The following is a 13,946-nucleotide window of genomic DNA, read 5'->3' on the forward strand; positions in this document are numbered from 1 at the left end:
TAACCATGACTTCAGCCGCCAGAAACTGCCGCTTCCGGGGCATTTTATCCTTCTTTTTTCTTCTTTTTGGATCTGCTGCACCAAATCTGTACCTATCTGGCCGAAATATGCACATAAGGCGGAGGGCTATGTTCTAAACTTGCATAAGCATTGGAGATGCCCAGACGCCTTTTTTTATCTTCCAATTTATGGGGGTAATCCGGGGTCGACTGCTTGGTGGTTTTCCAGCAGGGATAGCTATCTACTAACTCAACGACGATGAAAAAACATCTTCCAGCTGACGAACAAATCGTCCAGCTTTCCTTTAGCTTTTTTTACCCGCTCGAAGGCGGAATTCTTCCGTCTAGTGCTGCTGCTGGTTGCCAGCCTGCCAGCCCGGAACCAAATCATTCGCTACATGTGCACTGATGGCACCATCCGATATTGAATACCTTACCCATGATGAATTTCCTGAAAAAGCTTTTTCAAAAAGAAGAACACCGGCCAACAGAACTGGCCCCCGCCATTGCGAAAGAAGTAGCTACGCGCTTAAAGCATGCTGCTGAATTACGTCTGAATAAACAGTATGAGTTCGCTATACTCGAATGCAATGAAATCCTGCAGTTCCACCCTGCCTGTCATCTGGCTTACCAGATTCGGGCTCTAGCCAAATATGATATGGATGATCAGGATGGCGCTATACGGGACTGGCATCGGTTCAAATCGTTGCAAAAGTGGCTAAAATAAATAGGTCTGTCAGTCGAAAAGCTGACGAGTAATCCGATGACTATGCCGCCAACGATCAGCCCTACGTACCCAATAGCCGGGTCTACTATAAAACAAAGCACATGTGTCTATTTCAAAAACTGGGCGTTTGGTAAGGCAGTGAATGAAGCCGATAGGAGAACCAGCCTGTCAGCTGACGAAGGCCACTACGGCCAGTTTACCTATTACTTTACCACGGGTACCGAAGCATTGGAACATTGGACCAGATTAGGTCTCCTGCTCCGATTTCCCACGAATGTACACCGCAAGCATTATTGACAGACCTCTCCACTTAAACCGCTTTTGAATCAACAATGAATATGATAAATCAATTACGTAGTTGAATTATGCCTAGATATTGGTCATATCCTCATCCTAAATGGGCGAAATATGCACCTATTTGGGTGAAATATGCCCCTGCTTGTAACAGCTATTCTCTAATCTTGCACAAGCATTCGGCACCAAAAATAACGACTGCTTGAGAGGAAGAAGCAATCAAACAGCGGCTGCTTCCTAAGTAGGGCGTTAAGGGGGCAACAGCGGATACTGGCCGGACGCGAGTGCCGGTTGACAGGCCCTGATTAACGCCAACCTCAACTTGTTACCCGCTTCTTGTTACCTAGTTTATTGATCAACCAATCAGCAACAACCAGCCCCTATGTATCAACTCTTGTTAACCTCGCTCACGATGCTGGTGGCTACCAACGCTTTTGCCCAGAACAGCGTCAGCATTACCCAAAACGGCGGAGGTAACAACTCGGCATCCGTCATCCAGTCGGGTGAGGGCAATAGCGTCAGCATCAGCCAGACAGGCGGTGCGACGACGGATGGCAGTAAGCCCGGCAATCGGGTGAGCCTGCGGGTGCCTTTAGGCACCCAAACCACGATCAGCCAGCATAACCGTGGCGACGGACCGTTTGGCCCTAACTCGGTCGAGATTACGCAGCAGGGTCAGGCGACGGCGACGATCAGTCAGTCGTCGGAAACGCGTGAGAATGCCATTCACACGATTCCGGTCACACCCGACCATCAACCTAAAACACGTCCATCGAAAAAACGGAATCGGTAATAACAACAAACCCATAGTGTAAGTAACAAACCCAATGAAAAAAGTACTCCTTACCGGCACCGCCCTGCTGGCTTTTGCTGCCACAGGCCTTGCCCAGACCAACACGGTCATCACCAATCAGAATGGCAACAACCAGACGGCTGCCCAGACCCAGAATGGCAACAACCTGAAGTCGACTGTTACCCAGACCCAGGGTACCGCCACCAACATTGGCAACTACGGCGCTACCCAACAAACCAGTACGGGGGCCGGGGGCAACCAGGCCACCATCAGCCAGACCAATGGAGCCAACTCGAACCGGGCGGGCGTAACGCAGTCGGGCGGCACGGGCAACACCGGCACCATCACCCAGGACAAGTCCAGCGGCACGGGAACCTTGCAGGTAACGGCAAGCACCACTTCGGCTGACGTTATCAAGGCGGGCGGTAACTGGGCTGGCATCACCCAGCAGGGCAGCGGCAACGCCAATACCTTCATCAACCAGGGCAACACCGCCAGCAGCAACGTCGGCAACATTACCCAGTTCGGCTCCAACAACCGCCAGACCTCCATCGACCAGTCCAGCACAGCGTCGGGCAACACAGCCACCATCACGCAGGGAGCGGATGGCAAGCCGGTGGATCTGAACAGCGCCATCATCACCCAGCAGAATACGGTCTCCGGCAACACGGCATTGATCAACCAGGCCGGCGCCAGCAACACGGCCCTCCTCAATCAGAGCGACAAAACAAAGGGTAGCCAGGCAACGATCAACCAACTTTCGGCCAACGAAACCGCAAACGTCTCTCAGTACTATTTTACTACCAACAGCCGAGTGGACGTCACCCAGGCGGGTAGTGGCGACATGGTCAACGTTAGCCAGAATAATGTGGAAGATGCCTCCGTGGTGGTCAAGCAGGGGACCAATGGCCCCACGAGTGGTGGTAGCGTCACTGTCTATCAGCAGGGCGGAGCCGTTCGAGCCAAAGCCACGGTGACCCAGGATGGGTTGAACAACGTAGCCTCCATCAGACAGACCACGGCTAGTTTTTATGGCATAGCGACGATCACCCAAAACGGTAATCGCCTGAATGCCACCATTAGTCAAGAACCCTTCATCAATTCTGGCCAGGCCACGATTGCCCAGAAAGGAAACGACAACAAAGCCACCATCACGCAGGGCTTCGGGAATGAGTTTACGTCCACCATCAATCAGAATCAGATCGGCGCCAATGGGGGCAACAACGTAGCCGAGACCCAACAGACGAGACTTGACGTCGGTGACGTGGGCAACGTCGCCACCATCAACCAGGAATCCAGCTACAACACGGCCAGGTTGCGGCAAGCTGGCAACACGAACACGGCGAGCCTGAGCCAGATGAGTGGGGGTAACAACGTGATCAAGGGACTCGGTGACAGCCCCCTTGCGCTCCAGCAGGGCAGTGGCAATACGCTGACTGTGACGCAAAGCTCGGGGATGCCGGGCATGGCTGGCGGCTATGTGGCCAACAGTGCCAGCGTAAGCCAGATCGGTAACGGTAACATGGCCACTATCAGCCAGGCCGGGGGCGTTAATCCCTAAGTCTGCCTGCGTGCATTCGGTACGATCGGCAGGCCTCCTGCCGATCGTACCTTTACTATATATAACTCTATGAATTTGCGACTGCTTACGTTGCTGTTGAGCGTAACGGCTGGCAGCGTTTGGGCCCAGCCCGCAGCTACCCCGTCGCCGGAGGTGTTCTGGCAACTGACGGCCGGCACGGCTACCGCGCCGGCATCGCCCGCCAATGACGTATTGTTGCAGCAGGCCGGGACCGGCCATCAGGCTATGATCGCCGTGCTGGGTCAGCAGAATCAGATTAGCCTGTCGCAGACGGCCAACGCCAATGCGGCCACAGTGCAGCTCACGGGGCGGGGTAACCAGCTTCAGCTCAATCAGGCAGGCGATGGCAACCGGCTCGCTGTCGGGCTCGACGGCACCAACAACCAGCTCCGGGTGAGTCAGAGCGGGGGCGATGTGGTGAGTCTGCTGGGTCTTTCGGGCAGTAACGCCCGCATCGACCTGATTCAGCGCAACGGCAACAACACCATTATCGCCGACGGGCTGACCGTCCCGACGACGTCGGCCGGTATGGGCGTGGCGAATCTAAAAATTGAGCAGTCCGGCGGGGCTACCATCCGCATTCAAAACGGCAGGCCGTGACCCGGACCCCATTATGAGACAGTTAGTACTCACTACCTTGTTCTTGCTGCTGGGTGTCGGCGCGCAGGCGCAGGACCCCGATCTGGAGGGGACACTCGACCGAGAAACGATGAACGAAGCGGTTGTCGCCGAAGAGGGTACGCAAACGCTGCTGCTCGACAACACCCGCTCCAAAATAGGCCGGGATTTTTACGAAGCCTTTTTTCGCTATTACGCGGATCTACCCAAAGGACTGGGTTTGCCTATTCCCACGGATTCGACCCGTAAGGTTGAACCCAATCTGGAACTTGACCTAAACGCATTCCTGGTCACGGTCGATGAGCTGCCTACGTTCGGCAGTGGCACCAGCATCATTTCCATCACGCTCAACGATCAGATCATCTGGCAAAATTATGTGCAGATTCGGCAGGATGTCTTGGAAGCCTACGCGCTCGATGCCGCTCAACTCATAAATCAATACGTCATTAACTACCAGGCTGTGCAGCAGTCACTGGAAAACGAGGACCAGCGCGGTTCGGGCGTTTTCTAGGCCACACAAAACCAGTTCGGATCTCATCTTCCTCATGAAACCGTTTACCTTATTGGCCATAGCGTTCCTGCTGATGGGCCTGACGGCCCGCAGTCAGGGCTTTGTGTATCACCCCAACAACCCCAACTTCGGCGGCAACACCTTCAACTATTCGTGGATGCTCAGTTCGGCTACCGCGCAGGACCGCACGACCGATCCGGCGGCTAAGCGAAACGCGACGACCAGCACCCAGACCAGCACGCTCGACAGCTACGCCCAGAGCCTGCAAAATCAACTGCTGAGTCGCATCACCAGCAACCTCATCAGCCAGCAATTCGGTGAGTCGACCCTGAAGCCCGGCACCTACACGTTTGGCGATTTTCAGGTCGAGATTTCCAACGGAACCGATGGTGTTGTGGTGCGCATCGTTGATGGGAAAGGGGGCGAAACCTCGATTACCGTACCCTACTATTAACCTGCTTTACTTCATCAACTGGAATCAAATGACCCGTTATTACTTGACCCGCCCATTGGCGCTACTCGTGTTTGTGAGCCTGGTGAGCGGTTGCACTACGTTTTTTTACCAGCCCACGGGTCCCCGACGGGCGCGGGCGGGTGAAGAAACCCCTACCACAACCTCGCTGCGGCTGTTACCCCCTGCCAAGGAAAAGATCGTGGCCGCCGTCTATAAATTCCGCGACCTGACGGGACAGTACAAACAAATTGAAACGGGCTCGACCTTCTCAACGGCCGTCACTCAGGGCACCACCAATATTCTGCTGAAGGCCCTCGAAGAAAGCAACTGGTTTGTACCCATTGAACGCGAGAATGTCAGCAACTTGCTCAACGAACGAAAGATCGTGCGCTCCAGCGTGGCCCAGTTCAAGGAGGGCGAAAACCTGCCCCCACTCCTGTTCGCCGGTATCATTCTGGAAGGGGGCGTGGTGTCCTACGATGCCAACATCATTACGGGGGGCGGTGGCCTGCAGTACTTCAGTGCGGGCGGCTCGACCCAGTACCGCCAGGACAGGGTCACGGTCTACCTGCGGGCTGTAGCGACCAAAACCGGCAAAATTCTTAAGACCATTTATACCTCCAAAACCATTCTGTCGCAGACGGTCAATGCCAGTTTGTTTCGGTACGTAACCTTCAAACGGCTGCTGGAAACCGAAACGGGCCTGACCACCACCGAACCGGGGCAAATGGCCGTCACTGAAGCCATCGAAAAAGCCGTTGAGGGCCTAATTATCGAAGGGGTACGCGATGGATTATGGGCGGCTGAAGACAAGCAGGCCGGACCGATGAAAAAAGTACTCGACGCTTACCAGACGGAGATGACCCGCATGAGCGAGACCGACGTGTACGGCATCCGTCCCGAAATCGACGCGCCGTTAGTCACGATACAACCCTACGTCGGGGTGATGCGCTACTACGGCGACTACGCCCGCCACACCATGACAGGAGCCTATGGCGCATCACTGGACGTGTATTTAACGGCCAAGTTTGGTCTACAGGCCAATGCTGCGACGGGGACGCTCGCCAGCGAGGGTGCTTTCTCGACCCGTATTTCGTCGCTGGAAGGCAACCTGATTTTCCGGCCCACCCCGTTCCAGCACTGGAGCTCGCTGCTTTTCATCGGCGCGGGTATGGTGTCGCGGGCGGGCAGTGGACCGCTGCACCTACAGGGCGACCGCTACCTGCAGGCGCAGGGGGGCGTCGGCATTCAATACTCGTCCAGCAGGTTGATCGGGTTTCGCTCGACAATTTCTTACAACCAGCCGTTCACCGACGCCCTCGACGGCATCACGGCCGGTACGCGCAACGACTATTATCTGCGCGGTACGCTGGGGCTGACGCTGAACATTGGGAGTCTCTACCGGCTAAAGCGCACGACCGTTAACACCAGTAACTAATCCTACTTCATCGCCAATACCGTGATTTCCCGTTTTCTTTTCCCCAAATCTGTCTATCTCGTTCTTATGCTCCTAGCTGGCCTTGTCGGGCTGGCAGGCTGCAATGAAGATACCTACATCGATCCGGTGCAACTGACAACGATACGTGGTCGGGTGGTGTACAGCCTCGATCAGCAACCGGTGCGCAATGCGATAGTTAAACTAACGCCCGGCAGCCGGCTTGTCTCGACCGACTCGGCGGGTGCCTTTCGCGTCGACAGTGTTGTCGTTGGTAACTATACCGTACAGGCGTCGAAATCGGGGTATGGCACGCAGGTAGCAACGGTATCGGCAACGGTGGGTACGACGCCGGTTTTGACAATCCAGCTCACCGATGATAAAAGCCAGAACCGTCCGCCGACTACGCCCGCGCCTGTCGCTCCCGCCCTGAACAGCACCGCCCAGTCGACTACGCTGACGTTGAAATGGACCTCGACCGACCCCAATCGCGACACGCTGACCTACAACGTGCAGCTCTATCGGGCCGGTGCCGCCACGCCCACCCGTTCGTACACCGGCCTAACGGCCGACTCGGTGGTTGTTTCGGGGCTGGAGTACAACACGACGTATCTCTGGCAGGTAATTGTCAGCGACAAGGTAAACACGGTGAACGGACCGATCTGGTCGTTTCAGACGGGAGCCTACCCTGACTACAATTACGTCTTTGCCCGGCGTATGAATGGGCAGTTCCAGCTTTTTGGGGCCACGGCAGCCGGGACCGTGAGTCAGCTTACCCGCGAGGGTAGCAACTGGCGACCTATCGTCAGCCCCAACCGACAGAAAATCGCGTTCATTTCCAATACCGATACCGAACTGCAGCTCTACCTGATAAACCTGGACGGCAGCAACCGACAGCAGGTCACAACGGTGCCTATTGCGGGGCTGTCGGCGGCTGATTTATCATTCTGCTGGTCGCCGGATGGCACGCAGTTGCTGTACCCCAGCAATGATCGGCTCTACGCGGTGCGCACCGATGGGACGGGTTTACGCGTGGTAGCCCAGGCTGGCAGTGGCCGCATCTGGGCGGGTTGCGACTGGACTCCGCAAGGAAACCGCATTGCCGCTCGCACCACTGGAACGGGTCTCTACGACAATGAACTAAGCGTATTCAACAGCGACGGTAGTATCGCCCGAACGGTCTACACCCGGCGCGCAGCCCGCGTGGGCAACCCGGTATTTTCTGTCAACGGTCAGCAGCTACTGTTCTCAGCCGACTCGACCGATTTCCAGAACGAGCAGGGCCGCCAACTGGATGCCCGGCTGTACCGGCTCAACCTAACGACCGGCGCGATTGCTGACCTATCGCAGAATCAGACGATCAATAATCAGACGGGGCAGACCAACAAACTTGCCGGGACCAATGACCTCGACCCGCGCTATTCGCCCACCGGGGCCGGCGTGATCTTTACCAACACTGACAATACAGGTATTGGTCAACGCAACGTATACACTGCCGACGCCAATGGACAGAACCGCAGACTACTACTCTCGCAGGCTGAGATGCCCTACTGGCGGTAATAGACCTCACTTATTAAGATCACATCAGGTAAAAAAGTCACTTTGATTGGTAGGCGCTCCTATTTACGCTTAGGTACTGTACGCCAGGAGAACGGTTGGATTAGTAGCGTGTCGTGTTGACCTACTCCCAATTAGTAAGCGGTTTGGAAATTGGAATCTCACAAATCGCTCTTGCTTGAGACGAAGGAGCATTCATGTATCTCTGTTTCTTAGATAGGGCGTTTTTTTAGGCAATTATTCAATTCTATTAGTTATGTGTTATTACTTTATCATCTCCTTTATTAATAGCCTGCATGAATCGCATTACTGAATCGTACCGATGAAGAATACACTTAAGTTAATTAGTCTGATCCTTACACTTGTACAACTCTCAGGAGCCACTCGTGCTAATGCCCAAATCATCGATACCTTAGTAGACGTTAGTGACTACAAGTTGCATTTCCACATCATCAAGGGGCGAGGTATCCCTATTCTGTTTGAGGCCGGTGGCGGTGAAACAGCGGCTGTGTGGAAAAACATTCTACCCGATATTGCCCGAATCACCGGTACGACACTAATTTCCTATGACCGGACAGGATTTGGTAGTAGCACATTCAACAGCCAACGACATGGTATTCTTAACGGGATAATTGGACTGGAGACGGCGCTACATAAATTAGGGTATGATCAAACTATGCTACTAGTTGCCCACTCACAAGGGGGCATCTATGCCCAACTATATGCGTATCGTCACCCGCAACAAATAAAAGGGGCTGTCCTTATCGATATTAGTTCCAGTTGCTGGTTTGCCGGTAAACGGCTTGTTGCCTTGCAACATGAGAGTGATCTTGAAAAGCAAAAGCACAAAGTAACAAAGCCCGGCTTATACTACCTGTTTGATGGCTTGACAGCCAACTTCGATTATATACGAAATAAACCCTTCCCGACGAGCTTTCCGATCATTGACTTCGTCGCAGAACGGCCCTTTACCGATAGCATGGATGTTTTGGATTGGCATACCTGTCATGCCGCCTTTGTGAAGCAGTCACCGAACCGTATGGCCATCATGGCTCGTGGCTGTGGGCACTATATCTATAAAGACAATCCGCCACTGGTAGTCAGTGCGATTGCAAAAATGTATGCTCAAACGCTGACACCTCAACTCCGAGTCTTGGTTATGGACAAAGCGCATTCTTACATGATGAACGCATTGAATAAACCGATCAAGTAATAGGCCAATCATCAATGAAAACAAGCGGTGTGTAGGCGACTGATAAGTTTGACAAAAATTAAAAAATTTGTCCTCTCGCAAAAACGCTCCCATCGGAGACGAAGAAGATTTACGTGCCCTTAAATGGGTCGTTTTATAAGGTTTCCTAGGAAGTGTCATGGCCGGGATGGTCCACCAAAAATAACCGAGCCACCGCCAGCAAAAGCCATACGAGGGCGTAGGCACCATTCAATTGACCACCAAACGCATGGGTAACCCTATTCGTTTAACGGCTCTCTGCCAACGAACACCCGGTTCGAGTGACAACTCGGTTCCGCCGACTCATCGCTCTGCCAACCAATCCTCTATAGCCCATCCAAATGAATCTTCTGCGTATCTTTGCCCATGCTTAACGCCACCCCATTTATTGAACGCATTAAAGGGTCCTGGAGTCGGGAAGAATTTCCCGCTAAAAGCTTGCTGGTCAAGGAAGGGGCTTTAGTCAGGAAGCTTTTTTACCTCGAAGCCGGTGCTTGCCGAGCCTGGTTCACCACCAGCGATGGCAAACAGGTGACCATGAATTTTGGCTTTGAAGGCAATTTTGTCTCGTCCATGGAAACCATCATTGCCGACGAGCCCAGTTGGTACACGGTCGAAACCCTGGAGCCAACGGTGGCCTATAGTCTGCCAATAGAGGAGTTTAAAGCACAGCGGCTCACCCAGCCCCAGGTCCAGGCCGCCTACTGCGAGCACCTTGAAAAGCGGCTCCTGCACTACCAGCAGCTTTTCGTTTCCCGCATCAAAGACAGCCCCCAAAAGCGGTATCAGGACTTATTGACCCAACACCCTGAGATCATTCACCGCGTCCCCCAGCATTATATCGCTTCCTTTCTGGGCATTACGTCCGTTTCGCTCAGCCGGATTCGTAACCGGCGGTAATTAACAATTGTTATCGTCGGCCGACGGATGAAGGGCTACTTTTGCCCCCAAAAAACCGGACGACGACGATGAATCACACGACCGTATTAATTATTGGAGCGGGGCCCGTTGGCCTCACCCTGGCTTGTGAACTGGCCCGGCGCAGGATTCCGTTTCGGATCGTCGAGCGCTTAGCCGAACCCTCACGGGGCTCCCGGGCCAAAGCCTTGCAGCCCCGCAGCCTGGAAATATTAAACGATCTGGGCATCGCCGAAGCCCTGATGCCCCTGGGCTATACCGACCTGCCCTATCGCAAGTTCAACGGCAACGAGTTGATCGGGGAAACCCCTCGTCGGAGTTTTCCCCGTCCTGATACGCGGTATCCCAACCTGCTGCTATTGCCCCAGTACCAAGTCGAACAAGCGTTGCGGGCTAAACTGGGTGAATTAGGCGGCCAGCTGGAGTGGGCCACCGAACTGGTCGACCTGACGCAAACCGAGCAGGGCATCAGCTGCCGCCTGGACCATCCAAACTGGACAGAAGCGCTCACCTGCACTTACCTGGTTGCCTGCGACGGGGGTAAAAGCCCCACCCGTAAAAAGCTGGGCATTCATTTCGTGGGCGAAACGCATCAAACCGAGCAGCTGTGGGTGGGCGACGTAGAAGTGGAAGGGCTCAAACCCGATGCCTGGTATAATTGGCTGAGCCCCCAACTGGGTCTTGCGTTTGCTTTATTTCCCTTTAAAGAGTCCAGAAACTGGCAGTTGCAGGCTGTTATGCTCCCCGATGCGGAAGGCAACATCCCGGTGCCCACCCTGGAGGGCTTCAACCAGCTCTTTGTCGAGCGGACGCACATGCCAGGCGTAACCTTTACCAGCAGTAGCTGGCAGTCCATCTACCGGGTCAACATTCGCCGAGCCGAGCGTTACCGGGTTGGCAACGCCTTTTTGGCCGGTGACGCGTGCCATGTTCATGCCATCGCGGGCGGCCTGGGCATGAATACCGGCATACAGGATGCCTATAATCTGGGCTGGAAGCTGGCCGCCGTCATTAATGGGCAAGCCTCTGACACGTTACTGGATACCTACGGCGAAGAGCGCATACCGATTGCGGACGAACTGCTGAAAACCACGGCCGAGCGTCAGCGAGGGATGATGAAGGCGGCCACGGCCGGTAAAGGGGCTTTTGACACCCTGGCCGCTCAGGATGGCACGCAACTGGATCTGAATTACCGCAACAGCTCATTGACCCGACAAGGAGAGACAATAAGTCGCACGGTACAGCCGGGTGACCGGTCCCCCGACGTTCAGTTAGCCGATGGAAGTTGGCTATCCCAACAGCTAAGCGGTACCCGCTGGAAAGTCGTGCAACTGGGCCAGGCCCAACCCGAAGTACCTGCCCAGTTGACGGTTATCAACACGACCGATCAAGCCTTGCTCAGGGCGTATGGGTTGACGGAGGGGCTAGTCCTGATTCGCCCCGACGGCTATATCGCCCTGATCACAGCAGACGTGCGGGCGGTCAAGCAGTATTTTGATCGGTTTGGATGAGCGGATCCGTACCGCTTTTTTCGTTCCAAAACCTACTGTCGCTTCGGTAGCCAACCCGCCTTCGTTAAGCAGTGCCCTGACACGTTAGTTCTTCTTCGGCGGGTGCTGATTTAGGGGTTGACTACCCTACTCATTACTTTATTTCCATGAAGACCGTACTCATAACCGGTGCCAATAAAGGGGTTGGCCTAGAAACCGCCAGGCAAAGTAGCCGAGCTCGCCTACTTTGTCTACATCGGAAGCCGGGACCAACAAAATGGGCTTAAGGCCGCCAAAACGCTGAATGCCCTGGGCTTGGCCAACGTCGAATCAGTCCAGCTTGATGTGACCAACCTTACATCCGTTCAAGGGGCCCGTAAAGAGCTGGAAGCCAAGTTGGCTGCGTTGGATGGGTTAATCAATAACGCTGGCATCGCTGGCTATCAGCCGCAAACATTTAGGTCGGGCGACCTGACTAATCTGCGCCAGTTATTGGAGACCAATTTATTCGGGGCGGTGCAAACGACGCAGCAATTTATGCCCTTGTTAGCCAAAGGGGCTCATTCGGTGATTGTGAACGTGTCGAGTGAAGTGGGCTCGTTAACCAGGCATTCGAGTGCCGATAAACGAAATCGATCCAATCTACAAGCAGTATGAAAGGGCTTATTCGGCGCGAAGACGACGAAGCTATCCGTTGCAATGGCGCAGCTGACACCGCTAATCTAATCGTAATTAAGAGGATGATAAATTCCTTCCTGATGATCGGCCAGTCAAACATGGCTGGTCGCGGCTACCTAAGTGATGTCAAACCGATCTACAACGAACAGATCAAAATGCTGATCAACGGCCGCTGGCAGACCATGACCGAACCGATTAATTTTGACCGGCCTACTGCCGGCATCAGCTTGGCGGCCTTGTTTGCAGCGGCCTGGCAAGCTGATAATGAACAGGAGCAAATCGGCCTGATCCCCTGTGCGGAAGGCGGTTCCAGTTTGGATGATTGGTCAGCCGACGGGGCTTTGTTTGAGCACGCTACATTCCTCACAAAAATGGCCCAGCGCACCAGCACCTTACGGGGTATACTGTGGCACCAGGGGGAAAATGACAGTTTTGCGGGCCGTTCCAACGAGTATCTGGATAAATTGGCCTTACTGGTTGATCAGTTACGACGTCTATTGGCTAGCCCGGCTATTCCCTTCATTGCCGGCGGATTGGGCACTTATTTAAGCAGCGGCCGGTACAGCCACTATTTCGCGGAGTATGAAAACGTCAACCAGGCTTTGCTAACCTTCGCTCAGGAAACGCCCAATTGTTATTTCGTTAGTGCCAACGGGCTGACGGCCAATGCGGACGGACTTCATTTTGACGCAAGGTCGCAGCGACTATTTGGCATTCGTTACTACGACGCATTCCAAACGAAGCGGCATGTGTTAGCGCCCCTGCGGGATGAAAAAGAACGGGTAAAACGGCTCGAGGAGCGGCCGTTGACCAAAGCCGAAAGCACGGCCTTACTGGAGATCAGCTTTGCCCGGGGAGAGATTTCATTACCTGAACTGGAAGAGCGGTTAGCCCGAATTTGACCCGTACTAAAGGACAGGGCCTGAAACGAAAAAGCTATCCTGTTACTACACCTAAATGGAGCGTTTGTTTTAATAACTGGCCAATTCAATCAGTAACATACGGGTTAGCCTTACTGCCGATGGGCTTACCGTTTGGCTACAGATTCTCTTCAGATTTGACTATTAATCTTGCTTCCTTAAACCATTCCCCCATTCTCTACTCTAACCAAGCAATGGGCAATACAGCCCGCCTACTTATCAGCACAGGTAATCGGTTTACAAGTAATTATGGAGGTTGACAAGCGAGGCCACCGAAAGCATCCGTTTCCGCTTTTGGTGGTTGAAAATAATAAAGATCATCAGTTAATTATTGGCTACTGCCTACGCGCCAACATCCCACAAGCAGAACCCATCTTTGCCACTACGGCAAAAGAGGCAAAGGCCTTTCTACAGCTTTCGTTTGCTCAGCGAAAAACCTTTCCTCAATTAATGCTTCTGGATCCCTTCTTACCAAATTTAACGAAAGGCTTTGGTTTATTAACCGAGCTACGAACGGCCTATCCCCTGCTGCCCATTGTCATCTTAAGCCACCAGCAGGACCAACAGCTCGTTAATGAATCCTATCAGCGAGGGGCGCATTCGGTGATCATAAAGTCCACTGGGCTGGCTAGTTGGGAACAGCAGTTTCAACGCTTAAAAGACTATTGGCTGGACGTGGTATCGTTGCCTAAGAAGTTTTAAGAGATTTAACCCATAAGACAGCCCTGTGATTGCACCG

At 53.8% G+C, this 13,946-nt stretch carries 15 protein-coding genes and 1 pseudogene; all 16 read left to right on the top strand.

Going from position 1 to position 13,946, the window contains the following annotated elements; genetic code table 11:
• The first annotated feature begins 258 nt into the window (after nucleotides 1–258).
• The 16 genes and pseudogenes from CWM47_RS38035 (at nucleotide 259) to CWM47_RS06220 (ending at nucleotide 13,909) form a co-directional block, all read left to right on the top strand.
• A complete protein-coding gene (locus tag CWM47_RS38035) occupies nucleotides 259–408 on the top strand; it encodes a hypothetical protein (protein WP_157815911.1) in 150 nt (49 codons plus the stop codon).
• Between the two features lie 30 nt (nucleotides 409–438).
• The gene (locus tag CWM47_RS06150) at nucleotides 439–726 is read left to right on the top strand and encodes a hypothetical protein (RefSeq protein ID WP_100987148.1); all 288 of its coding nucleotides are present in this window, start codon (nucleotides 439–441) and stop codon (nucleotides 724–726) included.
• 42 nt (nucleotides 727–768) lie between these two features.
• Entirely contained in the window at nucleotides 769–1,023 is a 255-nt protein-coding gene (locus CWM47_RS06155) for a hypothetical protein (protein ID WP_157815912.1), read from the top strand.
• A gap of 379 nt (nucleotides 1,024–1,402) precedes the next feature.
• Nucleotides 1,403–1,813: a curlin repeat-containing protein gene (locus CWM47_RS06160; RefSeq protein WP_100987150.1), complete on the top strand. Its 411-nt coding sequence runs from the start codon at nucleotides 1,403–1,405 to the stop codon at nucleotides 1,811–1,813.
• 34 nt (nucleotides 1,814–1,847) lie between these two features.
• Nucleotides 1,848–3,374 carry a beta strand repeat-containing protein gene (locus CWM47_RS06165; RefSeq protein WP_100987151.1) on the top strand — a complete coding sequence of 509 codons (1,527 nt, stop codon included), beginning with the start codon at nucleotides 1,848–1,850 and terminating at the stop codon, nucleotides 3,372–3,374.
• A gap of 69 nt (nucleotides 3,375–3,443) precedes the next feature.
• Nucleotides 3,444–3,995 carry a hypothetical protein gene (locus tag CWM47_RS06170; RefSeq protein WP_100987152.1) on the top strand — a complete coding sequence of 184 codons (552 nt, stop codon included), beginning with the start codon at nucleotides 3,444–3,446 and terminating at the stop codon, nucleotides 3,993–3,995.
• A 13-nt stretch (nucleotides 3,996–4,008) separates the two neighbouring features.
• Nucleotides 4,009–4,524, top strand: a complete 516-nt coding sequence (locus tag CWM47_RS06175) for a CsgE family curli-type amyloid fiber assembly protein (protein WP_100987153.1) — start codon at nucleotides 4,009–4,011, stop codon at nucleotides 4,522–4,524.
• A 34-nt stretch (nucleotides 4,525–4,558) separates the two neighbouring features.
• On the top strand, nucleotides 4,559–4,978 hold the full coding sequence (locus CWM47_RS06180) for a curli production assembly/transport component CsgF (RefSeq protein ID WP_100987154.1): 420 nt from the start codon (nucleotides 4,559–4,561) through the stop codon (nucleotides 4,976–4,978).
• Nucleotides 4,979–5,006: 28 nt separating this feature from the next.
• Nucleotides 5,007–6,416 carry a CsgG/HfaB family protein gene (locus CWM47_RS06185; RefSeq protein WP_100987155.1) on the top strand — a complete coding sequence of 470 codons (1,410 nt, stop codon included), beginning with the start codon at nucleotides 5,007–5,009 and terminating at the stop codon, nucleotides 6,414–6,416.
• 66 nt (nucleotides 6,417–6,482) lie between these two features.
• Nucleotides 6,483–7,973 carry a carboxypeptidase regulatory-like domain-containing protein gene (locus CWM47_RS06190; protein WP_100987156.1) on the top strand — a complete coding sequence of 497 codons (1,491 nt, stop codon included), beginning with the start codon at nucleotides 6,483–6,485 and terminating at the stop codon, nucleotides 7,971–7,973.
• Nucleotides 7,974–8,292: 319 nt separating this feature from the next.
• The gene (locus tag CWM47_RS06195; RefSeq protein ID WP_100987157.1) at nucleotides 8,293–9,183 is read left to right on the top strand and encodes an alpha/beta hydrolase; all 891 of its coding nucleotides are present in this window, start codon (nucleotides 8,293–8,295) and stop codon (nucleotides 9,181–9,183) included.
• A 384-nt stretch (nucleotides 9,184–9,567) separates the two neighbouring features.
• A complete protein-coding gene (locus CWM47_RS06200; RefSeq protein WP_100987158.1) occupies nucleotides 9,568–10,101 on the top strand; it encodes a Crp/Fnr family transcriptional regulator in 534 nt (177 codons plus the stop codon).
• A gap of 68 nt (nucleotides 10,102–10,169) precedes the next feature.
• Nucleotides 10,170–11,630, top strand: a complete 1,461-nt coding sequence (locus CWM47_RS06205; protein ID WP_100987159.1) for an FAD-dependent monooxygenase — start codon at nucleotides 10,170–10,172, stop codon at nucleotides 11,628–11,630.
• Nucleotides 11,631–11,861: 231 nt separating this feature from the next.
• A pseudogene (locus tag CWM47_RS06210) lies at nucleotides 11,862–12,266 on the top strand (SDR family NAD(P)-dependent oxidoreductase); the annotation flags it as partial.
• Nucleotides 12,263–13,189, top strand: a complete 927-nt coding sequence (locus tag CWM47_RS06215; protein WP_206170613.1) for a sialate O-acetylesterase — start codon at nucleotides 12,263–12,265, stop codon at nucleotides 13,187–13,189. The pseudogene CWM47_RS06210 and the gene CWM47_RS06215, both read left to right, overlap by 4 nt.
• 267 nt (nucleotides 13,190–13,456) lie before the next feature.
• Nucleotides 13,457–13,909 carry a response regulator gene (locus CWM47_RS06220; protein WP_100987161.1) on the top strand — a complete coding sequence of 151 codons (453 nt, stop codon included), beginning with the start codon at nucleotides 13,457–13,459 and terminating at the stop codon, nucleotides 13,907–13,909.
• Nucleotides 13,910–13,946 lie beyond the last annotated feature (37 nt).

This window comes from Spirosoma pollinicola, from assembly GCF_002831565.1.
Classification (GTDB): Bacteria; Bacteroidota; Bacteroidia; order Cytophagales; family Spirosomataceae; genus Spirosoma; species Spirosoma pollinicola.

What these genes read in the sequence shown, in the direction of transcription:
- CWM47_RS38035 (WP_157815911.1), top strand. Translation starts at nt 259, where the DNA reads ATGAAAAAACATCTTCCAGCTGACGAACAAATCGTCCAGCTTTCCTTT.
- CWM47_RS06150 (WP_100987148.1), top strand. Translation starts at nt 439, where the DNA reads ATGATGAATTTCCTGAAAAAGCTTTTTCAAAAAGAAGAACACCGGCCA.
- CWM47_RS06155 (WP_157815912.1), top strand. Translation starts at nt 769, where the DNA reads ATGCCGCCAACGATCAGCCCTACGTACCCAATAGCCGGGTCTACTATA.
- CWM47_RS06160 (WP_100987150.1), top strand. Translation starts at nt 1,403, where the DNA reads ATGTATCAACTCTTGTTAACCTCGCTCACGATGCTGGTGGCTACCAAC.
- CWM47_RS06165 (WP_100987151.1), top strand. Translation starts at nt 1,848, where the DNA reads ATGAAAAAAGTACTCCTTACCGGCACCGCCCTGCTGGCTTTTGCTGCC.
- CWM47_RS06170 (WP_100987152.1), top strand. Translation starts at nt 3,444, where the DNA reads ATGAATTTGCGACTGCTTACGTTGCTGTTGAGCGTAACGGCTGGCAGC.
- CWM47_RS06175 (WP_100987153.1), top strand. Translation starts at nt 4,009, where the DNA reads ATGAGACAGTTAGTACTCACTACCTTGTTCTTGCTGCTGGGTGTCGGC.
- CWM47_RS06180 (WP_100987154.1), top strand. Translation starts at nt 4,559, where the DNA reads ATGAAACCGTTTACCTTATTGGCCATAGCGTTCCTGCTGATGGGCCTG.
- CWM47_RS06185 (WP_100987155.1), top strand. Translation starts at nt 5,007, where the DNA reads ATGACCCGTTATTACTTGACCCGCCCATTGGCGCTACTCGTGTTTGTG.
- CWM47_RS06190 (WP_100987156.1), top strand. Translation starts at nt 6,483, where the DNA reads ATGCTCCTAGCTGGCCTTGTCGGGCTGGCAGGCTGCAATGAAGATACC.
- CWM47_RS06195 (WP_100987157.1), top strand. Translation starts at nt 8,293, where the DNA reads ATGAAGAATACACTTAAGTTAATTAGTCTGATCCTTACACTTGTACAA.
- CWM47_RS06200 (WP_100987158.1), top strand. Translation starts at nt 9,568, where the DNA reads ATGCTTAACGCCACCCCATTTATTGAACGCATTAAAGGGTCCTGGAGT.
- CWM47_RS06205 (WP_100987159.1), top strand. Translation starts at nt 10,170, where the DNA reads ATGAATCACACGACCGTATTAATTATTGGAGCGGGGCCCGTTGGCCTC.
- CWM47_RS06215 (WP_206170613.1), top strand. Translation starts at nt 12,263, where the DNA reads ATGAAAGGGCTTATTCGGCGCGAAGACGACGAAGCTATCCGTTGCAAT.
- CWM47_RS06220 (WP_100987161.1), top strand. Translation starts at nt 13,457, where the DNA reads ATGGAGGTTGACAAGCGAGGCCACCGAAAGCATCCGTTTCCGCTTTTG.